The 20,811-nt window shown below is 31.3% G+C and carries 21 protein-coding genes; 7 read left to right on the top strand and 14 right to left on the bottom strand.

The window, feature by feature from the left end:
* The 3 genes from AC9UFV_RS04520 to AC9UFV_RS04530 form a co-directional block, all read right to left on the bottom strand.
* Positions 1-664 (bottom strand): Rnase Y domain-containing protein (locus AC9UFV_RS04520; protein WP_509573237.1); only part of this gene is annotated, 664 nt, incomplete at its 3' end.
* Between the two features lie 208 nt (positions 665-872).
* On the bottom strand, positions 873-1,166 hold the full coding sequence (locus tag AC9UFV_RS04525) for a cell division protein ZapA (protein ID WP_509520873.1): 294 nt from the start codon (positions 1,164-1,166) through the stop codon (positions 873-875).
* Positions 1,167-1,172: 6 nt separating this feature from the next.
* The gene (locus AC9UFV_RS04530; protein WP_509573240.1) at positions 1,173-1,463 is read right to left on the bottom strand and encodes a coiled-coil domain-containing protein; all 291 of its coding nucleotides are present in this window, start codon (positions 1,461-1,463) and stop codon (positions 1,173-1,175) included.
* A gap of 181 nt (positions 1,464-1,644) precedes the next feature.
* On the opposite strand from AC9UFV_RS04530, the gene AC9UFV_RS04535 reads away from it, so the two are divergent.
* Both AC9UFV_RS04535 and AC9UFV_RS04540 read left to right on the top strand, forming a co-directional pair.
* Entirely contained in the window at positions 1,645-3,345 is a 1,701-nt protein-coding gene (locus AC9UFV_RS04535; protein ID WP_509573242.1) for a M23 family metallopeptidase, read from the top strand.
* A gap of 6 nt (positions 3,346-3,351) precedes the next feature.
* Entirely contained in the window at positions 3,352-5,820 is a 2,469-nt protein-coding gene (locus tag AC9UFV_RS04540; protein ID WP_509573244.1) for a TonB-dependent receptor, read from the top strand.
* Here AC9UFV_RS04540 and AC9UFV_RS04545 read toward each other — a convergent pair.
* The 5 genes from AC9UFV_RS04545 to AC9UFV_RS04565 are packed head-to-tail and all read right to left on the bottom strand — an operon-like array spanning position 5,817 to position 11,604.
* Entirely contained in the window at positions 5,817-6,518 is a 702-nt protein-coding gene (locus AC9UFV_RS04545) for a hypothetical protein (protein ID WP_509573246.1), read from the bottom strand. The genes AC9UFV_RS04540 and AC9UFV_RS04545 overlap by 4 nt on opposite strands.
* Before the next feature lie 26 nt (positions 6,519-6,544).
* Entirely contained in the window at positions 6,545-8,371 is a 1,827-nt protein-coding gene (locus AC9UFV_RS04550) for an ABC transporter ATP-binding protein (protein WP_509573248.1), read from the bottom strand.
* Positions 8,371-10,098, bottom strand: a complete 1,728-nt coding sequence (locus AC9UFV_RS04555; protein WP_509573250.1) for a phospho-sugar mutase — start codon at positions 10,096-10,098, stop codon at positions 8,371-8,373. Before AC9UFV_RS04555 ends, AC9UFV_RS04550 begins: the two co-directional genes overlap by 1 nt.
* Positions 10,099-10,110: 12 nt before the next feature.
* Positions 10,111-11,064: a glycosyltransferase family 2 protein gene (locus AC9UFV_RS04560; protein WP_509573252.1), complete on the bottom strand. Its 954-nt coding sequence runs from the start codon at positions 11,062-11,064 to the stop codon at positions 10,111-10,113.
* Between the two features lie 6 nt (positions 11,065-11,070).
* Positions 11,071-11,604 carry a DUF4199 domain-containing protein gene (locus AC9UFV_RS04565; RefSeq protein ID WP_509573254.1) on the bottom strand — a complete coding sequence of 178 codons (534 nt, stop codon included), beginning with the start codon at positions 11,602-11,604 and terminating at the stop codon, positions 11,071-11,073.
* 244 nt (positions 11,605-11,848) lie between these two features.
* Between AC9UFV_RS04565 and AC9UFV_RS04570 the strand changes: the two genes are divergently transcribed.
* From AC9UFV_RS04570 to mtaB, 3 genes are all read left to right on the top strand, one after another.
* A complete protein-coding gene (locus AC9UFV_RS04570; protein WP_509522725.1) occupies positions 11,849-12,100 on the top strand; it encodes a type B 50S ribosomal protein L31 in 252 nt (83 codons plus the stop codon).
* 165 nt (positions 12,101-12,265) lie between these two features.
* The gene (locus AC9UFV_RS04575; protein ID WP_509573256.1) at positions 12,266-13,441 is read left to right on the top strand and encodes a GlmU family protein; all 1,176 of its coding nucleotides are present in this window, start codon (positions 12,266-12,268) and stop codon (positions 13,439-13,441) included.
* A 200-nt stretch (positions 13,442-13,641) separates the two neighbouring features.
* Entirely contained in the window at positions 13,642-14,976 is a 1,335-nt protein-coding gene (gene mtaB / locus AC9UFV_RS04580) for a tRNA (N(6)-L-threonylcarbamoyladenosine(37)-C(2))-methylthiotransferase MtaB (protein ID WP_509573258.1), read from the top strand.
* Here mtaB and AC9UFV_RS04585 read toward each other — a convergent pair.
* Complete coding sequence (locus AC9UFV_RS04585) at positions 14,966-15,250, bottom strand: GNAT family N-acetyltransferase (RefSeq protein ID WP_509573260.1); 285 nt, start codon at positions 15,248-15,250, stop codon at positions 14,966-14,968. The genes mtaB and AC9UFV_RS04585 overlap by 11 nt on opposite strands.
* 31 nt (positions 15,251-15,281) lie before the next feature.
* Positions 15,282-15,995: a pirin family protein gene (locus tag AC9UFV_RS04590; protein WP_509573262.1), complete on the bottom strand. Its 714-nt coding sequence runs from the start codon at positions 15,993-15,995 to the stop codon at positions 15,282-15,284.
* A gap of 117 nt (positions 15,996-16,112) precedes the next feature.
* Here AC9UFV_RS04590 and AC9UFV_RS04595 point away from each other — a divergent pair, with 117 nt between their 5' ends.
* Together AC9UFV_RS04595 and AC9UFV_RS04600 are read left to right on the top strand one after the other, a co-directional pair.
* Positions 16,113-16,772 (top strand): alpha/beta hydrolase, encoded by a 660-nt coding sequence (locus AC9UFV_RS04595; RefSeq protein WP_509573263.1) that lies wholly within the window; start codon positions 16,113-16,115, stop codon positions 16,770-16,772.
* Positions 16,773-16,812: 40 nt separating this feature from the next.
* A complete protein-coding gene (locus AC9UFV_RS04600) occupies positions 16,813-17,700 on the top strand; it encodes a lytic transglycosylase domain-containing protein (RefSeq protein ID WP_509573266.1) in 888 nt (295 codons plus the stop codon).
* Positions 17,701-17,987: 287 nt separating this feature from the next.
* Here the strand turns inward: AC9UFV_RS04600 and AC9UFV_RS04605 are convergent, their stop codons facing one another.
* The 4 genes from AC9UFV_RS04605 to AC9UFV_RS04620 are packed head-to-tail and all read right to left on the bottom strand — an operon-like array spanning position 17,988 to position 20,795.
* The gene (locus AC9UFV_RS04605) at positions 17,988-18,575 is read right to left on the bottom strand and encodes a Maf-like protein (protein ID WP_509573268.1); all 588 of its coding nucleotides are present in this window, start codon (positions 18,573-18,575) and stop codon (positions 17,988-17,990) included.
* A complete protein-coding gene (locus tag AC9UFV_RS04610; RefSeq protein WP_509573270.1) occupies positions 18,568-19,497 on the bottom strand; it encodes a geranylgeranylglycerol-phosphate geranylgeranyltransferase in 930 nt (309 codons plus the stop codon). The genes AC9UFV_RS04605 and AC9UFV_RS04610 overlap by 8 nt, the downstream gene beginning before the upstream one ends.
* Positions 19,498-19,510: 13 nt before the next feature.
* A complete protein-coding gene (locus AC9UFV_RS04615) occupies positions 19,511-20,038 on the bottom strand; it encodes a KdsC family phosphatase (RefSeq protein WP_509573272.1) in 528 nt (175 codons plus the stop codon).
* Positions 20,022-20,795, bottom strand: coding sequence for a Rossmann-like and DUF2520 domain-containing protein (locus AC9UFV_RS04620; protein ID WP_509573274.1), 774 nt, complete (start codon positions 20,793-20,795; stop codon positions 20,022-20,024). The genes AC9UFV_RS04615 and AC9UFV_RS04620 overlap by 17 nt, the downstream gene beginning before the upstream one ends.
* Between the last annotated feature and the right edge of the window lie 16 nt (positions 20,796-20,811).

The raw sequence follows: 20,811 nt of genomic DNA on the forward strand, positions 1-20,811 counted from the left end.
CATCGTCAGATTCAATATTGAAAACAGAAACGCAATTTTCTACTGCTTCTTCTGTTCCCACTCTTTGGATAGTATTGATAATTATTTTCTTAGCCTCTTGTTGTGCAGTTAACTTGGCTTCTTCAATGGTGTCTTGAATTTGTGCCATCGCCTTGGTTTTAGCTTCTGCTTTTAAACCTTCAATTAACTGGTTGCTTGCTTCTTCCGCCGATAAACCTGAAATTACTTCTAATTGGTTTAGCTGGCTTTTATGCATTTTATCAACTTCAATTTGCTTCTTGTCTAGAATTTCAATTTTAGAAGTGTATTCAGCTGTTTTTGCCTCAAAATCGTCGTTGACTTTTTTAGCTTTTGCCAACTCGTTTGAAACTTGAGATTCTTTATCTCGAATTCTTTTTTCTACTTCGGCAACCTTTCTTTCTCTTCCTAGAATTACTTCTTCGTGTTCCGATTTTAATTCGATAAATCTTTCTTTAGCTTGAAGAATTTTATCTTTTTTGATGTTTTCTCCTTCTAAATTTGCGTCTTTTAAGATCGAAGCGGCTTCCTTTTTAGCATTTTGAACTAAACTAGAAACACTGCTTTTTTCCATCACTTTTGCAAGAATAAAACCTCCTGCAATACCAACTATTCCCGAAATAATTATAATTAATGTACTGTCCATGTTTGTGTAAAATTTATATATAAAAAAAGCCCACATTAGATTTCTTGAATAAACTCGGAAATACAAGTTTTGAGCTAACTCATTGTTCAAGCTTTCACGCAATGGTGACATGCTATAGTAATGAAGATTCGCTCATTCTAAATTGTTAGTGTTGAGTTTACCAAATAGGAACTAATGTAGGCAGTATCTTAGTTATGTTAAGAACGTATTATTTATCAAGATAATTGGCTAATAATTCATTGATTTTCTTAAGTCGCTCGTTAGTTTCTACATTATCGACTGACTTGTCAATTTGCTTTTGTTCTAATTGAGAGGCAAATTGTAAGGCGCACATTGCCAATACATCTTGTTTATCTCGAACAGCATAATTTTCTTCAAATTGCTTAATCATAATATCAATTTTTTTAGAAGCACTTCTTAGTCCTTCCTCTTGAGACATATCTACCGTTAACGGATAAACTCTGTCTGCAATTGATAATTTAATTTTAAGCTTCTCATCCATAGTTTTCTAATCAGATAACTGCGATATACAGTAGTCAATTTCACGGATTAATGAATTTATTTTTAGCTTCGTATCTCTTTTGTTTTCTTCACTGCCAAGCAACGAATTAGCCATTTTGATTGAATTGTATTGCGATTTTAAAAGCTCAATCTCTTTAGATTGGTTTTTAATTGTCTGAGCAGAATCGTTTAATTCTCTACTTAAGATAGTATTATTTTTCTCTAAAGTATCTATTTTACTAAAGAGTTTTTCAATATTACTTTCTAGAGTTTTAATTATTTCTGCAAATTCACTCATTCTGAAACTAAATCATTACTTAATCTACAAAGTTACTATTCCTATTTAATTAATCTGCTATTTTGTCAATTTTTTTTTGCCAATTATTATAATATTTTTTAATATTTTGAAATTTAGTAGTTTATAGTACTTTTTCTTTTTTAGATGTGAAACTTTTTTTAATTTAGCGGAAACCTTTAAAATGAAATACAACCTCTTATTTTTACTTTTATCTGCCTCTGTTTTTTCGCAAATTAATTATCCTAAAGATTTTTTTTCTTCTCCTTTAGAAATTCCAACTCAGTTATCAGGAAATTTTGGTGAATTAAGACCCAACCATTTTCATGCGGGATTTGATTATAAAACTCAAAAAAAAGAAGGTTTAAATGTTCATGCGGCTGCTGAAGGGTATGTTTCTAGAATAAAAATTTCCACTTTTGGTTATGGAAAAGCAATTTACATCACCCATCCAAACGGCTTTACAACAGTTTACGGGCATTTAAGCTCGTTAAGTCCTAAAATTGATACTTATGTAAAAGCGGAACATTATAAATTAAAATCCTATGAAGTTGATTTGTATTTAAAACCAACAGATATTTTGATTTCAAAAAATGAAATTGTAGCACTATCCGGAAATACGGGAGGTTCTGAAGGGCCACATTTGCATTTTGAAATCAGAGATTCTCAAACTGAAAAAGTCATTAATCCTGCTTTTTTTGGTCTTGATGTCGATATTAAGGACACGCAAAAACCTGCTATTACCAATTTATTTGTTTACCCATTAGACGAAAATTCTGTTGTAAATAAATCGAAAAACCCCTTCATGATTAATCTATCTTTACAAAAAGATGGAAACTATAATTGCGATAAAATTTTAGCAAAAGGACCAATAGGTTTTGGAATTAACACCTACGATTTGTCGGATTTATCTTGGGATAGAAATGGCGTTTATAAAGTAGAAACTTTTTTAAACGGCAAAACAATTTTTGGGTATCAATTTGATACTTATGCCTTTGATGAAATGCGTTATATCAATGCTTTAATTGACTATGAAAGGTACAAAAAAACGGGTCAAAGAGCTCAAAAATTATTTATGAAAACTCCTTTTCCGTTGAGTATTATTAATAAATTCGATGAAAATGGGAAGATTGATGTTTCGCAAAATACCAACATAAATTACCGCATTGAAGTATCTGATTTATACTCAAATAAAACAACCATAACAATTCCAATTGAATTTTCTAATGAAGAAGCAACCGATACTTTAAAAGTAAAAAAGACTAAGTTTTTAGTAAAATCAGACAATGAATATAATTTTGAAAAGGGGAACTGGTCTTTTTATGTTCCAAAGGGTACTTTCTACGATGACTTTTATTTGAATTTTGAAGAAAAAAGCAATTCCTTATTATTAAATAATGAGAATATTCCTGTTCATTCTAATTTTTTAGTTTCTGTAATTGATTCTATTTCTTCTAAAGAAGATAAAGAAAAAATGTTTATCGGTTCTATCGACGATAAAAAAATTAATTTCAATTATACCAAATTAAAAGACAATACGTTTTCAACTTATACCAAAAATTGGGGTAAATTTTCATTAATAAAAGATGTAGTTCCGCCTACAATTAAAATTGCTAAAAGCATTGAAGGTAAATGGATTAGCGATAAAAAATCAATTGAATTTACAATATCCGATGCTTTATCTGGAATAAAAACATACGATGGATATTTAAACGGAAATTGGATTTTATTCGAATACGATTATAAAACAAAAAAAATAGTTCACTATTTTGACGATGGAATTGTGGCTGAAGGGCAAAATAATTTAAAAGTAGTAGTTTCCGATAATGTTGGAAATTCTACTATCTTTGAAACACAATTTTTCAGAAGTCAAATAAAAAAATAAATTTTCTTGAAAATCAAAAACCTACTTTTTACCATAGCGTTATTATTCATAGTAAATTCTGTTTTTGCTCAATTTGCTAGGGTAAAAGGAATAATTTTAGATGACAATAATAACCCTGTCGAAAATGTAAATATTTCATATCAAACGAAATCTACAATTACCAACGCAAATGGTTTTTATTCTTTGACTGTGCCAGCAAATAAAAAAATCACCCTTGTTTTTACTCATATTTCACTTAAAAAAGCCACAGCCACATTAGAATTAAAAACCAACGAGGATTTTGAATTCAATGTTACTATGAATGACAATGCTGAGCAAATGGGAGAGGTGATTATTACTGCAAAAAACAGAAAACGAATTCAAGGGATCACTACGATTGAACCTGAAATGATTCGAAAAATTCCAGGTGCAAATGCAGGTGTTGAAAATATTTTGAAAACACTACCTGGTGTATATTCAAACAATGAATTGAGTACACAATATGCTGTTCGTGGCGGAAATTACGATGAGAATTTAGTTTACGTTAATGAAATAGAAGTTTACCGACCGTTTTTAGTTCGATCAGGTCAACAAGAAGGGTTGAGTTTTACCAACACTGATTTGGTTCAAAATGTCGATTTTTCCGCTGGTGGTTTCCAATCTAAATATGGTGATAAATTATCTTCTGTTTTAGACATTACATATCGTCGACCAACAAAGTTTGGAATTACTGCCGAAGCAAGTTTATTAGGTGGAAGTTTGGCTATTGATGCCGTTTCAAAAAATCAAAAATGGTCAGCAATTACAGGAGTTCGTTACAGAGATAATAGTTTGTTAGTCAATAGCCAACAAACAGAAACTAATTTCAGACCTACCTTTGCCGATCTTCAAACGAATATCATTTATAATGCGTCAACCAAGTGGCAATGGAGTTTTTTAGGTAATATTTCTCAAAATAAATACAACTACCAACCGATTTCAAGACAAACAAATTTTGGAACTATAAATGAACCAATTGCGTTACAAGTATATTATGAAGGTCAAGAAAAAGATAAATACGACACTTTTTTTGGAGCTTTTAAAACAACTTATAAACCGACAGATAATTTCACATTAAAATTCATATCTTCTGCTTATCATACCCTAGAGCAAGAATATTTTGACATTTTTGCAGGATATTATTTAGGCGAAGTTGATACCAATATTGGCTCTGAAACCTTTGGTGGTGTAACTTTCAGTCGTGCAATTGGGACTCAATTAAATCATGCTCGAAATGATTTGGATGCCTTAATTGTTAATGCAGAGGTTAAAGGTTTTCATGATTTGAAAAAAAATCAAGTGGAATGGGGCTTCAAATATACTCGCGAAGATATTCGTGATAGAGTAGTGGAATGGGAAGTAATCGATTCTGCAGGTTTTTCAATCAACCCACCGAATTTGAATTTAACCATAAATGACCAACCTTATCATCCTTATATCGGTCCGTTAGTGCCATTTCAAAACGTTAGAGCTTTAAATTTTTCAACCATCGATAGACTTTCGGGTTACGTTCAGTTAAATAGAAAAACAAAGATAGGAAATCATGATTTTTGGTTTAATATAGGTTCTAGAATGCACCATTGGAAAGTAAATGTAGCCAATCAAGTGGGCAAAAGTCAAATAGAGTTTAGTCCACGAGCTCAATTTGCTATTAAACCCGACTGGGAAAAAGACATCGTTTTCCGATTTTCAACTGGTTTGTATGTTCAACCTCCATCCTATAGAGAACTTAGAGATTCAACAGGAACAGTACTTCCAAACGTAAAAGCTCAGAATTCAATGCATTTTGTTCTGAGTAGCGATTATAGTTTTAAGATGTGGAATCGCCCTTTCAAACTGGTTTCAGAAGCCTATTATAAGATATTAAATAATGTGAATACCTATACTTTGGATAATGTCCGAATTCGATATGCAGCAGATAATAATGCTGTTGCTTATGCTCAAGGTTTGGATCTTCGATTGAACGGTGAATTTGTTCCAGGAACAGAATCATGGTTTAGTTTTGGCTATTTAAAAACAGAAGAAAATATTGATAATAGAGGCTATATTTCAAGACCTACTGATCAAACCTTGAAATTCGGGATCTTATTCCAAGATTATATGCCGAACCTTCCAAGTGTTAAATTATACATGAATTTGGTTTATAATACTGGTCTTCCAGGTGGTTCGCCTTCTTATGCAGATCCGTATTTGTATCAAAATAAAATGAGAGATTACCGTCGTGCTGATGTTGGATTTTTTAAAGTATTCACTGATAACAACAAGAATTTACCAGATGGTCATTGGTTAAAAAAATTCAAGGATTTATCCGCGGGAATGGAAATTTTCAATTTGTTTAATAATATGAATGCAATTACCAATACTTGGGTTCGCGACGTTTATACTAAAAACCAGTATGGAATTCCTAATTATATGACTACTAGAGTTTTCAACTTTAAAATATCGGCTAAATTCTAAATTAGAATATCGCTTTCCAAATCGGATTTTTCTATTTTAAAATCAAATCCCAATCGTTGAACCAATTCAATTACTAGATTTTTATACCAGTTTTCGGATTTTGGATGGATGTAAATCTTTTCAATTAATTGGTTAATATCAACATCAATTTTCAAACCGTTATCAATTTTTAAATCAAATTCAGTAACGTCAGTAATTATTCGAATTTCTCGTTCGTATTGGAAACTCTTCCGTTTAAACAAAAATGGGAAAAAGGCATTATCAAAAGGGATGTACTCTTTTTTATAATCGATATAATTTACCTCACCGATGTGTTGTTCATAGGTTTTATCTAAATGTAAAGCCTCTTGAATTCTTCCAACAGTCGATTGAATTGCCAATCCTTCGCTTTTTTGAGTAAAAATTTGCCACATAGCAAAAGATTCATATTCATTTATGTGCCAACTACTTATCACCACATTTTCACGATGTGATTTATAATAATCTAAAAACGCTGGATTATTGATGGATAATTTCCGAATTTCTTCAAATGTAGGCTCGCTAAATGTGCCTTCATATTGGTCTTCAAATTTATCCGAACGAGAGAGAAATAATTTTCTATAAAGTAATAAATCAACAAATTTTGACAAGTCCAAATACTTCCAAACAATAGTGTCCGGATCTTCAGGAAGCTTGATATTTTTGTCGTTTATAAACATTTATTGAATTTAACATGAACAATATTTTACTCAAAACTCTGCATTGAAACCAGTTTGTTGTAAGTTCCATTTAAGGCAATTAATTCGTCGTGGGTCCCTTGTTCTACAATTTTTCCTTTTTGTAAAACCACAATTTTGTCTGCTTTTTGAATCGTAGAAAGTCGGTGCGCAATTACAATCGAAGTTCTGTTTTGCATCATATTTTCTAAAGCAACTTGAACAAATTTTTCACTTTCTGTATCTAATGCTGAGGTTGCTTCATCCAAAATCATAATTGGCGGATTTTTCAAAACTGCTCGTGCAATTGATAATCTTTGTTTTTGACCACCTGAAAGTTTGTTTCCGCTGTCGCCAATAGTAGTATAAATACCATTTGGTAACTCTTTTACAAATTCATAGGCATTTGCGATTTTCAATGCTTCGATAATTTCCTCATCTGTTGCGTCTAATTTACCTAACGAAATATTTGCTTTTATTGTATCGTTAAACAAAATACTATCTTGAGTAACTAATCCCATTAAACCACGTAAAGATTGTAAATTCATGTCTTTAATTGCAACAGAATCAATTTCTATTTTACCATCATTTACATCATAAAAACGAGTCAGTAAATTAGCAATAGTACTTTTTCCGCTTCCCGATTGCCCTACTAAAGCTACTGTTTGTCCTTTTTTTACTTCCAATGAAAAGTCTTTTAAAACATATTCCTCTTCATATTTGAAATTGATGTTTTCAATATTGATTTTATCATCAAAACTCGATTTTTCAATTGCATTTTCTTTATTTACAATTGGATTTTCTTGTTCCAATATTTCTAGAATTCGTTCTGCTGCGGCATTTCCTCTTTTAATATTATAGGAAGCTTTTGAAATTGATTTTGCTGGTGTTAAAATATTGTAGGCCAATCCCATATAGGTAATAAAAGCAGCCCCATTTAATGTATGTTCGATTAATACCATATGTCCGCCAAACCACAATAATACCGCGATAACCATAATGCCCATAAATTCACTCATTGGAGATGCAAGATTTTGTCTATTGCCAATGGTGTTTGATAAACTAAAAAATTTATCTGTTGAATTTTGAAATACTTTCCCGAAGTACTTTTCTGAATTATAGCCTTTTACTACTTTAAGACCTCCAAGGGTTTCTTCAATAATTGAAAGAAAAATCCCCTGTTCTTCTTGCGCTTTAGTAGATTGCTTCTTTAATTTTTTTCCAATAAGTGAAATTACCGTTCCTGAGATTGGAATAAAAATAAATACAAAAATCGTCAGTTTCACACTGATGGTAAACATAGCTATAATCGTAAATAGAATAGTTAATGGTTCTTTTACAATTAATTCCAATATTGATAAAAAGGAACTTTGAACTTCATTTACATCACCGGCAATTCTTGAAATAGTGTCTCCTTTACGTTTTTCTGAAAAGAAGGCTAATGGCAAATCAAGGGTTTTCTTGTACATCGCATTACGGATATCTTTTAGAACACCATTTCTAAGAAAAGTAATAAAAAATAAAGCTAAATAATCAGAGAGGTTTTTTAATAAAAATATGGTAATAATTCCCGCTACTAGTACTCCTAAAGTATAACCAATTCCATAAGTGTCGGTCATGTTTGTTAAATAGTAACTTGAATAATCAGAAAGATATTTTTTTAATTCAAAAATTCCGGAATAAGTAGGTTCAATATAATTTTGCTTTGCTTGACCAAACAACACATCCATCATTGGCATCAATGATATAAAGGAAAGTGTTCCAAAAAGAGCGTATAAAACATTAAAAAAGATGTTTAAATAAGCGTACTTTTTATAAGGAAGTACAAAGGGAACTATTTTCTTAAAATTACTCATTAATCAATATTTAAATCCTCTAAAATCCTCTTGATTTTAGTATCTAATTGTAAGTTTACTTCTTTAAAATCATCAACTGAATCCAAAGTGGTATTGACACTTACATAAAATTTTATTTTAGGTTCTGTTCCACTTGGTCTAGCAGCAATTTTCGAACCTTCATCGGTATAATAAATCAACACATCTGATTTTGGAATGGACATGGTTTCTTTTTCACCCGTCAATAAATTGGTTGCTACAGAAGTTTGATAATCTTCCATCATAATGATACGTTCACCATTAATTTCCTTCAGTGGATTGGTTCGCATGTCAACCATCATTTGCTTAATTTCCTCTAAACCTTCAATACCTTTTTTGGTAATTGAAACCAAAAATTCTTTATAAAAACCGAAATCTACATATAAATTTAATAATTCTTGATAAACCGAACTTCCATTTGCTTTAGCGATTGCAGCAATTTCGCAAATTAGTAGTGTAGAAGCAACGGCATCTTTATCGCGAACGGCGTCTCCAACCATAAATCCAAAACTTTCTTCACCACCACCGATGAATTCTAGTTCAGGAAAATCGTTAATCATTTTTGCAATCCATTTAAATCCTGTTAATCCCACTTTGCATTCTACGTTGTAAGCTGTTGCTAATTCCATCATCATCGGTGTAGAAACAATTGTAGTTCCGACAAATTGATTTCCAGTTATTTTTCCTGCATTTTGCCATTTTTCTAATAAAAAACCAGTCATCAAAACCATTGTTTGATTTCCGTTTAAAAGCATCATTTCTCCTTCATTATTTCTTACAGCAACTCCCAATCTATCACAATCTGGATCGGTTCCTATGACAATATCGGCTTGAATTTTATCGGCTAATTCCAGTGCCATTTTCAACGCTTCTGGCTCTTCAGGATTCGGAGATTTAACGGTTGGAAAATCACCATTTGGCTCTGATTGTTCGGCAACCAAATTCACATTGGTATAACCGGCTTGTGCTAAAGTTTCAGGAACAGACATTATTGATGTTCCGTGTAATGAAGTGAAAACAATTTTCAAATCACTTTTTGCAGCAGCAGGAATATTGAAGCTTGCGTTTTCAATGGATGATTTAATAAAAGCTGCATCTATTTCTGAATCGATGTATTCAATTAAATCTTCGTTTGCGGCAAACTTAATTTCGTCGTATTTAAGTTCTTCAATTACATTAATTATTTCGGCATCTTGCGGTGGAACTAGTTGTCCGCCATCTTCCCAATACACTTTGTATCCATTGTATTCCGGAGGATTGTGAGATGCAGTTAAAACAATTCCAGCTTGACAATTTAAATATTTTAGGGCGAAACTCAATTCAGGTGTTGGTCGCAAATCGGAGAACAAATAGACTTTTATTCCATTGGCAGAGAAAACATCAGCAACTACTTTTGCTAACGATTTACTATTATGACGACAGTCGAATGCAATCGCCACTTTTAAATCTTTGTTTGGAAACACTTTTCGCATGTAGTTTGAAAGTCCTTGCGTGTTTTTTCCCAAAGTATATTTATTGATTCTGTTGGTTCCAATGCCCATAATTCCGCGCATTCCTCCAGTTCCAAATTCTAAATTTTTATAGAAACTCTCCTCTAAATTTTTTGGTGATGAGGTCATCATTTCTTTGATTTCATCGTGAGTTTCTTTATCGAAAATGGGTGTTAACCATTCGTTTACGGCAGTTAGTATTTTTGTTGGTAGTTCCATTAATTTATGAGTTTAACTCAATACTTTTGAAATTTTATATCGTTCTTCGTTATTCTTTGTTCTTAAAATGATTTCACCTAAAAATCCAGCTAAAAATAATTGTGTTCCAATAATCATGGTGGTTAATGAAATGTAAAACCAAGGATTATTTGTTACCAATTCATAAGGCATTCCGTGGTATAATTTATATAACTTGAAAAACCCGATAAATCCGGCAGCTAAAAACCCAATCAGGAACATAATTGAACCTAAAGCGCCAAATAAGTGCATGGGTCTTTTTCCAAAACGAGAAAGAAACCAAATGGTTATTAAATCTAAAAAGCCATTGATAAATCGTTCCATTCCGAATTTAGTTTCACCATATTTTCTGGCTTGGTGCAAAACCACTTTTTCGCCAATTTTTCCAAAACCAGCATTTTTAGCTAAAACGGGAATATATCGGTGCATCTCACCTGAAACTTCGATGTTTTTTACTACCACATTTTTATAGGCTTTCAATCCGCAATTAAAATCATTTAGTTTTACTCCTGAGGTTCTTCTTGCGGCCCAATTGAATAATTTTGAAGGTAAATTTTTAGCAAAAACTGAATCGTATCTTTTCTTTTTCCACCCAGATACCAAATCATATTGTTGATTGGTAATCATATCGATTAAGCCAGGAATTTCTTCTGGACTGTCTTGTAAATCGGCATCCATAGTAATTACGATATCACCTTGCGCTTTTGCAAAACCTGCATGAAGCGCTTGCGATTTTCCGTAATTTCTTAAAAAACGAATCCCTTTAATATTCTGATTTTCAGATGATAATTGCTCAATAATATCCCATGATTTATCGGTGCTACCATCGTCTATGAAAATAACTTCGTAGGAATAATTATTAGATTTCATTACAGAAACAATCCAATTATGGAGTTCTTGTAATGATTCTTCTTCGTTGAGAAGTGGAATAATAATGGATAGATTCATTATTTATTATACTTGGTTTGTTTGCTTAGTTTTGAAAAATGCTGCCATTATTAATCCAAAAATTGAATTAATAACAATATATGTTAATGAGCCTTTTAATAAACCTACTATCGAAAATTGATCGTTTTCTTGAAGGTTTTTCACTGCTTCATTGATTGCTTCAGTTGGGGAGTTAAATTTTTGCAAGGTGCTAATCATGTATTTTATTGTCAGCTCTTTAATAGTTTCTTTTGCAGAGGGATCAATAAAATTAAATAAAATTATATTAAAGCCTACAGAAATTGCGATTCCAACAAGTCCGCAAATAAAATAGGTTGTAAATGCCTCTTTGAAACTAAAGATTCCGTTCAATTCTTTTTTGGTTTTTGAAAGAAGTATAATTGCAATCGTGATATAAAAAGCAGCACTTACTAAACCAGTCCACCATGCTATAAATAATTCTAAGTCTATTACATAAATTAAAGTTGTAATTAATGCAGAACCAATTCCCATGAAAATACCAAAAGTGATGGCGTTTTTCTTAATAATCTCGTTTATCATAATACTATTGTTTTAAATTAATTTACAAATATAGTAATTCCCAATTTACCTATGTTACTATTTGTAAATTCCTTATAAATAAAAAAAAAGAAGCAATAGGTTTGTTTATTGAAAAATAAGTGTAAATTTGCAGACTCAAAATAATAAAGTTACAACAAAAAGTTATAATGAGTTGATACCTTTTCTGAGAAATGAAAAGCTTCGCAACAACTTATAATTGAAACAAATAAAAAAAAGATTTAAGATGAAAAAAGGTGTACACCCAGAAAATTACAGATTAGTTGCTTTTAAAGACATGTCAAACGAAGACGTTTTTATAACTAAATCTACTGCTGAAACAAGAGAAACAATCGTTCACGAAGGTGTTGAATATCCAGTTGTAAAAATGGAGATTTCTAGAACTTCTCACCCTTTTTATACAGGTAAATCTAAACTTATTGATACTGCAGGACGTATCGATAAATTTAAAACTAAATACGCTAAACACGGTAAATAATTATTATCGGTGTTCAAATTATATAAAGCCTCGCAATTCGCGAGGTTTTTTTATAACATAACTTTTCCTTTTTCTTATTAATCTTTGTAACTTTGATTTTTATAGTTTTTAAATGGTTTTTTTTATCGAATAAACAAATAACCAAATCAACAAATAACCAATTCTATGAATTACATTCTTTTTGACGGACCTGCAAGAACTGCTCTTTTGCCATTTACCTATACTCGTCCTGTTGCCGATATCAGAATCGGAATTTTGACAATTCGTGAAAAATGGGAGAAGTATTTGGGTTCAACCACAACTACATTAACCGAAGAATATTTATCTGATAAATATCCAATGGTAGAATTAGAAGAGAATGTAATGATCAATGCTTCTTATTTGCCAAATGAAAAATTAGTAGAAATTATATCCAATTTAAAGTCCAATCAAGCGATTTTTAAAGACGATGCGGTTATCGCTTTTTTTGCCAATGATTCTCAGGAAGAAGTAGATTTTGATCAATATGAAATAATTGAATATACAGGTAATTGCCTAACAGTGGAACACACTTGGGATATTTTTGCCAAAAATGACAGTGCAATTAGAGAAGATTTCGCTCTATTAACTGAAGGTAGATCCTCTCAGCCAATTCCGAAAAGTGTTAATGTAATTTCTGCTGAAAACATTTTTATTGAAGAAGGTGTAAAAATGGAATTTGTGACATTAAATGCTTCCACGGGGCCAATTTATATCGGTAAGAATGCTGAAATCATGGAAGGTTCTGTTATTCGTGGTCCATTTGCATTGTGTGAGGAAGCACAAGTAAAATTAGCTACAAAAGTGTATGGTGCGACCACTGTTGGTCCGCATTGTAGAATAGGAGGAGAAGTTAATAATTCGGTTTTATTTGGTTATTCCAATAAAGGTCACGACGGTTTTTTAGGAAATTCTGTGTTGGGAGAGTGGTGTAATATTGGAGCCGATTCTAATAATTCGAATATGAAGAACAATTATGAAGAAGTAAAATTGTGGAGTTTTGAAACCGAAAGTTTCGCTAAAACGGGATTGCAATTTTGTGGGTTAATGATGGGAGATCACAGTAAATGTGGAATCAATACCATGTTTAATACTGGAACTGTTGTGGGCATAAGCGCCAATATTTTTGGTAGTGGTTTTCCTAGAAATTTTGTTCCTAGTTTTTCTTGGGGCGGCGCATCAGGATTTGTAACGTATCAAACCCACAAAGCGTTTGAGGTTGCAAAAAAAGCAATGATCAGAAGACAAGTTGAATTTACCGATCAAGATAAAGCTATTTTAGAACACGTTTTTGAATTATCGAAAAAGTGGAGAAATGAATAATTTGATTTAAAAAATAAATAAAGCCACAATTGATTTTTTCGGTTGTGGCTTTTTTGATTCCAATAAGAATTTCATAATAACGAATATTGTGTGTAAATTTGCCTCGTGTTTGCGAAAGGGATAGTAGCGGCATCCCACGCTTTTTTGCGTGGATACAGCGAATAGCCCGACCCGGATGGATTCGCCCAAAAAATACAAATATGACAGAAAGAAAAAAAGTTGCTTTTTATACCTTGGGTTGCAAACTGAATTTTTCGGAAACTTCTACTATAGCTAGAAATTTTACGGAGGAGGGTTTTGACCGCGTTGATTTTGAAGAAGTTGCCGATATTTATGTGATAAATACGTGTTCGGTGACTGAAAATGCCGATAAACAATTCAAGCAGGTAGTTCGAAAAGCGATGAAATTGAATGATAAAGCATTTGTTGCGGCAGTAGGTTGTTATGCGCAATTGAAACCCGAAGAATTGGCAAATGTGGAGGGTGTGGATTTGGTTTTGGGTGCTACAGAAAAGTTTAAAATCACCGATTATATTAATGATTTGTCTAAAAATGACATGGGAGAAGTGCATTCTTGTGAGATTTCTGAGGCTGATTTTTATGTTGGAAGTTACTCAATTGGAGATAGAACTCGTGCATTTTTAAAGGTTCAAGACGGATGCGATTATAAATGTACTTATTGTACCATTCCCTTAGCACGCGGTATTTCTAGAAGTGATGCTTTGGAAAATGTTTTGAAAAATGCCAAGGAAATTTCGGAACAAAACATAAAAGAAATTGTTTTGACAGGAGTGAATATTGGGGATTATGGAAAGGGAGAATTTGGGAATAAAAAACACGAGCATACTTTTTTAGAATTGGTTCAAGAATTGGATAAAGTGGAAGGAATTGAGCGTTTACGAATTTCGTCGATTGAGCCTAATTTATTGAAAAATGAAACGATAGAATTTGTATCTAAAAGTAGGACTTTTGTTCCTCATTTTCATATTCCGTTGCAATCGGGGAGTAATGAAATTTTGAAATTAATGAAGCGTCGTTATTTGAGAGAGGTTTATACGGAGCGTGTAAATAAAATTCGAGAAGTGATGCCTCACGCTTGTATTGGTGTGGATGTAATTGTAGGTTTTCCTGGTGAAACCGACGAACATTTTCTTGAAACCTATCATTTTTTAAATGACTTAGATATTTCGTATTTGCATGTATTTACGTATTCTGAGCGTGACAATACGGAGGCTGCGAATATGCCAGGTGTTGTTCCTGCCGCTGTTCGAGCAAAAAGAAGTAAGATGTTACGTGGATTATCAGTTAAAAAACGCAGAGCTTTTTATGAAAGCCAGCTAGGAACTGATCGAATTGTATTGTTTGAGAGTGAAAATAAAGAAGGCTACATTCATGGGTTTACAGAGAATTATGTAAAAGTAAAAACGCCTTGGAATCCCGAATTAGTTAACACGTTACATCCAATAAATTTAACCAAAATAGACGAAGACGGTAGCGTGAGAATGGAATTTTTGAACGCTACAATTACAACTTAATTCCTGGAGGAAGCAAATCTTTATAAATAGCATTTTTTCTAAAAAAGGCTGCTATTTTTGGCAATATTGGAACTACCTTCAGTTTTCTTTCGTAGGCAATTTCCATAATATTTTTCAGGAAATCATTTATAAAATCTTCATTATCGAAATGATCAGGAGTGTGGATTTTTGTCAGAAATATCTTTTTCTCTTGGAAAGAATATTCTAAGGAAATCAATTTACCGTCTAAAAAAGTTTCAAATTGTCTTGAAAAGGTATTGTCTTTAATTTCCATTTTTTGTTTAAGCTCCTTTAATTAATTTGTTTTATTTGGTAGGTATTTCGATGATTAGAATTTTGGCTTTTTCTAATATTTCAATCTCAAATTCATTTAAATTTGAAATTCCTATCGCATCTTTTGAAGATAATATTTGATTGTCTATCAGTATTTTACCTTCAATAAGAAACAAATATACGTTATTATCGGTAAAGTTATTTTTATAGGAAGTTTTACCTGTTTCGAAAATTCCCAAATTAAAAAATGTTTTTTGGTGAACCCAAAGTGCATTTCCATCGTTGGAATCTTTCGGGGAAACGATATTCACGAAAGAATTTATATTTTTTTCTAAATCAAAGGCTTTTTGGTCGTATCTCGGAGTAACATTTTCGGTATCTGGGAAAATCCAAATTTGTAACAACTTTAAGTATTCAGTTGTACTTGCATTCACTTCAGAATGTTGAACACCAGTTCCAGCGCTCATTACTTGGACTTCGCCATAGGTAATTGTGCCTTCATTTCCCATGCTGTCAATGTGCTTTAAAGCGCCTTCCAATGGAATCGTAATAATTTCCATATTTTCATGTGGATGCATTCCAAAACCCATTGCCGGTGCAATTGTATCATCGTTTAAAACTCGTAGCATTCCAAATTGAATTCTTTGAGGGTTATAATAATTTGCAAATGAGAAAGAATAATTGGCATTTAACCAACCAAAATTAGCAGTTCCACGTTCAGAAGCTTTAAATAATTGAGTGCTCATAACTTTGTAAAATTAATTATTGAGAAAAGAATATTATTTCCAATTAAATGATATAATTTTATGCAAATTTCGTGATAATTTTCTTTTAATTCTTATAATATCAATAAAACATTTACCATGGAAAAAATCTCGGTTTATTTTATGCCAGGTTTAGCTGCAAATGCTTCTATATTTGAGAGAATTTCACTTCCTGAAAATCAGTTTGACACTTATTTTATGGAATGGGAAATTCCATTGGATAATGAAACTTTGAGTGAATATGCACAAAGAATTTCTAAGAAAGTTACACATGATAACCCAGTATTAGTTGGAGTCTCTTTTGGTGGAATTTTAGTTCAAGAAATAGCTCAATTTTTAAACCCTAGGAAAATAATTATTATTTCGAGTGTTAAGAGTAATTTGGAATTTCCAACTGCTTTTAAATTGGCAAAACAAACCAAAGCCTACAAATTAATACCTACAAGTTTAATTGATAATGTATATAATTTGGCTAAATTTACTTTTGGAGAAAAAGTGATAAAACGCCTAAAATTATACCAGATGTTCCTGACAGTTCGAGATAAAAAATACCTTGATTGGTCAATTGAGTGTATAATTTTATGGGATAGAAAAAAAGCAGATCCAAATGTAGTTCATATTCATGGTGATGCTGATGAGGTATTCCCAATTAAATATATTAAAGATTGTATCGTTGTTAAAGGAGGAACACACATCATGATTCTAACAAAATACAAATGGATTAATGCTAATTTACCTAAAATTATCATTGAAAAGTAGATGTCAAATTGTAATTTTATAAATATTAAAATAAATAAAAATGAATTGGATTAAAAAAGGAGCTTCATTATTACTGATAATTACTTTATGTAGCCTATTGATATTTGCCATTTCTAATGAAGATAAAAACAAAATCACCCATGAAGGAACAACTTTTTATTTCCCAACAGAAGTTGATTTTGCAGGTGAAAATATGCCATTGGAAATCCCTGATGTTAGAGAGCGTTTTGATAGAGAATTATTGGTGAATGCCAACTTACATGCATCTACAATATTGATAATTAAAAGAGCGAATAGGGCTTTTAAGGTCATCGAACCTATATTAGAAAAAAACGGAGTGCCTAATGATTTCAAGTATTTAGCTGTTATTGAAAGTTCATTAATCAATGCTGTTTCGCCAGCGGGAGCAAAAGGAGTTTGGCAATTTATGCCGGCTACCGCAAAGGAAATTGGTTTGGAAGTTAATGAATGCGTGGATGAAAGATACCATCTGGAAAAATCAACAGAAGCTGCATGTAAATTTTTATTGGCTGCAAAAGAAAAATTTGGTTCTTGGACACTAGCAGCTGCTTCCTATAATGGAGGAATTACTGGTGTAAACAAGCAAATTGATATACAAAAAGTATCCAATTATTATGATTTATTATTAAATGATGAAACTTCAAGATATGTATTTAGAATTTTAGCTTTAAAAGAAATAATGAAGGCTCCACATAAATTTGGTTTTGAAATTCCAAAACAAGATTTATATGAATTGTATCCAACTCGTAAAATAGAAATTGACAGTTCGGTTAATAATCTTGCTGATTTTGCGATTCGTCAAGGAGTAAATTATAAGATTTTAAAATTATATAATCCTTGGTTGAGAGATACTAAATTGGATAATAAAACTAGAAAAAAATACCTAATTGAACTTCCAAATAAATAAAGAGTAGCATTTTCTATTTAAATAAAGGGTTAAATTCCTTTTGAGAATTTAATATCTACTAAAATTTCCAAAAAATAAAATAGTAATTACTACTCTTTAATAAAGTTATAAATTACTTTATAAATAGTTTAATTTACAAACGCGAAGTAATATTCGGCTGTTATTTGAAATAATCGGGAAATTTATGGGTTAATTATGTAACTCTTGGTCAGTATTTTATTTTTAGGATAAAATAGCACTTTGAAGTAGAAGATTATTTGGATGAATCGGATCTATAAAGAATGATGCTATTTATTTAGGTTCAATAAATAATTAAATACTTTGTCGGTTGGCATTCCCATTACATTTGCATACGAGCCTTCGATTTTTGAAACTCCAATAAAACCAATCCATTCTTGAATCCCATATGCTCCCGCTTTGTCAAATGGTTTGTAATTTTTTAAATAATAATCAATGCTTTCGTCACTTAAAGTTGAAAAAGTAACTTTAGTAATTTCATGAAAAACGCTGCTGTTTTTAGTTGTTTTAAAGCACACAGAAGTGATAACTTCATGCGTTTCATTGGAAAGCGTTTTTAATATTTGAAAAGCGTCATCGTGGTCTTTTGGTTTTCCCAATGCTCTGTTTTTGTGCCAAACAATAGTATCGCTAGTCACTAATATTTCATTTTCTAGTAATTCTCCTTCGAATGCATTTGCTTTAAGCACAGCTAAATAATCTGTTATTTCATGGGTTTTTAGATGATCTGGATAAATCTCCTCAATTTCCTTTATGCGTATTTCGAAATCTAAATCTAAATCTTTAAAAAATTGTTGTCTTCTCGGAGATCCCGATGCTAAAATTATCTTGTGATTTTTCAATTTTTCCTTAAGCATTGTATCGAATGTTTAGATTTATTACAACTATTGATAGATAAGTAAAAAATAATATCCATTTCAAAATCACATTTAAATGGCGAAATTTTTTAGTTTCATTTGCCTTAACTATTTTTATCGCAAAATAGATTAATGGAATTAGGGTGAAAATTATCCCGTAAATTAAACTGTAAAAAAGTTTTGCGTCAAATAGGTAAACTTTTAAATAGTAAATTACTAAAAATATAGGAATTAAACTTAGAATAAAAACTACTTTCTTGGCTTTATTTATTCCAAATGCAATCGCTGAAGTACTTAATCCTTGACTTTTATCTCCTTCGATATTTTTAATATCTGAAACCATTTCTTGTAATAGTGTAATTATAAAAGTAAAAATGGCATAGTCAATCAATATGCTAAAATTAATTCCCATTACAGTTTGATTTACATCAAATGTCACAGGCAATAAATCGAAAAGGCCAATGATTAAAACATAAATTGAACTCACAAATGCGATAATTATATTGCCAACCAAAATACTATTTTTCATACTTGATGCATAAAAATAGAGTGTTGAAGCAATTAAAATAAATAAAATTGCAAAATTTGGTTTCTGAATTACATTTGATAAATAAAAACCGATCAATACTCCTATAAATGTAAAAGCTGCATATAAATTATACGCGGTATTTTCAGATACATATTTGCCTACTACTTGAAACTCAGGTTGGTTTTCTACATCAGAATCTTGTTGGAAAATAGCATTAATTATTGCTCCTCCTGCTGCTAAACAAACCGTAGAAAGCACCAATAAAATGTATTGCCAATCGATGAGAGCTAAAGGAATATTTTGAAGTTTTAAATAACCGTATCTGAATATTAATTGCATGAAAGCAAGAAGTAATAAATGACGGTAATGTATTAATTTTAAGTAATTTATCATTGAAATAAAAGGTTTAATCGTGTTTTCCATTATAGTAAAGATGCCATTTTCCTTGAACTTTCATTACTTGTTCAATTACATCGCGAACGGCGCCTTTTCCTCCATTTATGTGAGAAATATAATTGGAAATCGACTTAATTTCTGGAGCAGAATCTTGAGGACAGGTTGGTAATCCTACTAATTGCATCACATGAAAATCGGGAATATCGTCACCCATGTAAAGCACTTTTTCAGGAGAAATGGAATACAATTCACAATATTCTTTGAAGGTTTCTACTTTGTCTGGCGAACCTAAATAAATATCTGTAATTCCTAAATTTCTCAATCGGATGCGAACTCCTTCATTGCTTCCTCCAGAAATAATACACACATTGTAACCACTTTCAATGGCAGCTTTCATGGCATAGCCGTCACGAATATTCATTTTACGAAGCATTTCACCGGTAGGAGAAATATTTACAGAACCATCAGTAAGTACACCATCTACGTCGAAAACGAATGTAGTAATATCATTCATTATTTCTTTATAACTTTTTGCCATTATTTTGAATAGATTGGGTTAATATTTTATAAATGTTTTTTTGATTTTCATCAGATAAAAATTCCAAATGGGAGTTTATAGTTTCAACATCATTCCTTATTGCAGGTCCTGTTTGGGCGTGTTCAGGTGACAATCGAGTAATTTTTTCTGATGTTTCTTTAATCAAAGGAAATAAAATTTCAAATGGAATATTATTTTCTTTACAAATGTCATTTCCAATTTTGTAAAGATTATTTGTGAAATTATTTACAAAAACAGCCGCTACATGCAACGCTTTTCTTTGTTTAGAATTAATTTCATAAACTGAATCTGAAATTGAATTTGCCACTTTTTTTAAGAGTTCAATATCAGCTGGGTTTTCACTTTCGATGCAAATAGGAATGGATTTAAAATCGACAGCTACATTCTTTGAAAATGTTTGTAAAGGATAAAAAACGCCTCTTCTATTATTTGAATTAATAGCGTCTATTGAAACTGCTCCTGAAGTATGGACAACCAATTTATTTTTAAATGGTATTTTTTCAGAAACTTCAGTGATTGCGGTGTCTGAAACTGCAATTATAAACAAATCAGCTTCTTTTAAATTGTTCCAATCCGTGCAAATAATTTCAGAATTCAGTAGGTTTGAAAGTGCATTTTTTTGTCTTGAAAAAACGGTTGTTATTTCTATTTCAGCACCTTCTAAAATAGATTTCTGAAGTGCTACAATCAAATGTTGTGCTACATTTCCAGATCCAATTATGCCTATTTTTATCATTTTGCTAAATTATTGA

The sequence above is a fragment of the Flavobacterium sp. genome, assembly GCF_044349645.1.
Taxonomy (GTDB): Bacteria; Bacteroidota; Bacteroidia; order Flavobacteriales; family Flavobacteriaceae; genus Flavobacterium.

Bases quoted from the DNA above. Each gene is read 5' to 3' on its own strand.
- AC9UFV_RS04525 (WP_509520873.1), bottom strand. From the start codon at position 1,166: ATGGATGAGAAGCTTAAAATTAAATTATCAATTGCAGACAGAGTTTAT.
- AC9UFV_RS04530 (WP_509573240.1), bottom strand. From the start codon at position 1,463: ATGAGTGAATTTGCAGAAATAATTAAAACTCTAGAAAGTAATATTGAA.
- AC9UFV_RS04535 (WP_509573242.1), top strand. From the start codon at position 1,645: ATGAAATACAACCTCTTATTTTTACTTTTATCTGCCTCTGTTTTTTCG.
- AC9UFV_RS04545 (WP_509573246.1), bottom strand. From the start codon at position 6,518: ATGTTTATAAACGACAAAAATATCAAGCTTCCTGAAGATCCGGACACT.
- AC9UFV_RS04550 (WP_509573248.1), bottom strand. From the start codon at position 8,371: ATGAGTAATTTTAAGAAAATAGTTCCCTTTGTACTTCCTTATAAAAAG.
- AC9UFV_RS04555 (WP_509573250.1), bottom strand. From the start codon at position 10,098: ATGGAACTACCAACAAAAATACTAACTGCCGTAAACGAATGGTTAACA.
- AC9UFV_RS04560 (WP_509573252.1), bottom strand. From the start codon at position 11,064: ATGAATCTATCCATTATTATTCCACTTCTCAACGAAGAAGAATCATTA.
- AC9UFV_RS04565 (WP_509573254.1), bottom strand. From the start codon at position 11,604: ATGATAAACGAGATTATTAAGAAAAACGCCATCACTTTTGGTATTTTC.
- AC9UFV_RS04570 (WP_509522725.1), top strand. From the start codon at position 11,849: ATGAAAAAAGGTGTACACCCAGAAAATTACAGATTAGTTGCTTTTAAA.
- AC9UFV_RS04575 (WP_509573256.1), top strand. From the start codon at position 12,266: ATGAATTACATTCTTTTTGACGGACCTGCAAGAACTGCTCTTTTGCCA.
- mtaB (WP_509573258.1), top strand. From the start codon at position 13,642: ATGACAGAAAGAAAAAAAGTTGCTTTTTATACCTTGGGTTGCAAACTG.
- AC9UFV_RS04585 (WP_509573260.1), bottom strand. From the start codon at position 15,250: ATGGAAATTAAAGACAATACCTTTTCAAGACAATTTGAAACTTTTTTA.
- AC9UFV_RS04590 (WP_509573262.1), bottom strand. From the start codon at position 15,995: ATGAGCACTCAATTATTTAAAGCTTCTGAACGTGGAACTGCTAATTTT.
- AC9UFV_RS04595 (WP_509573263.1), top strand. From the start codon at position 16,113: ATGGAAAAAATCTCGGTTTATTTTATGCCAGGTTTAGCTGCAAATGCT.
- AC9UFV_RS04600 (WP_509573266.1), top strand. From the start codon at position 16,813: ATGAATTGGATTAAAAAAGGAGCTTCATTATTACTGATAATTACTTTA.
- AC9UFV_RS04605 (WP_509573268.1), bottom strand. From the start codon at position 18,575: ATGCTTAAGGAAAAATTGAAAAATCACAAGATAATTTTAGCATCGGGA.
- AC9UFV_RS04610 (WP_509573270.1), bottom strand. From the start codon at position 19,497: ATGATAAATTACTTAAAATTAATACATTACCGTCATTTATTACTTCTT.
- AC9UFV_RS04615 (WP_509573272.1), bottom strand. From the start codon at position 20,038: ATGGCAAAAAGTTATAAAGAAATAATGAATGATATTACTACATTCGTT.
- AC9UFV_RS04620 (WP_509573274.1), bottom strand. From the start codon at position 20,795: ATGATAAAAATAGGCATAATTGGATCTGGAAATGTAGCACAACATTTG.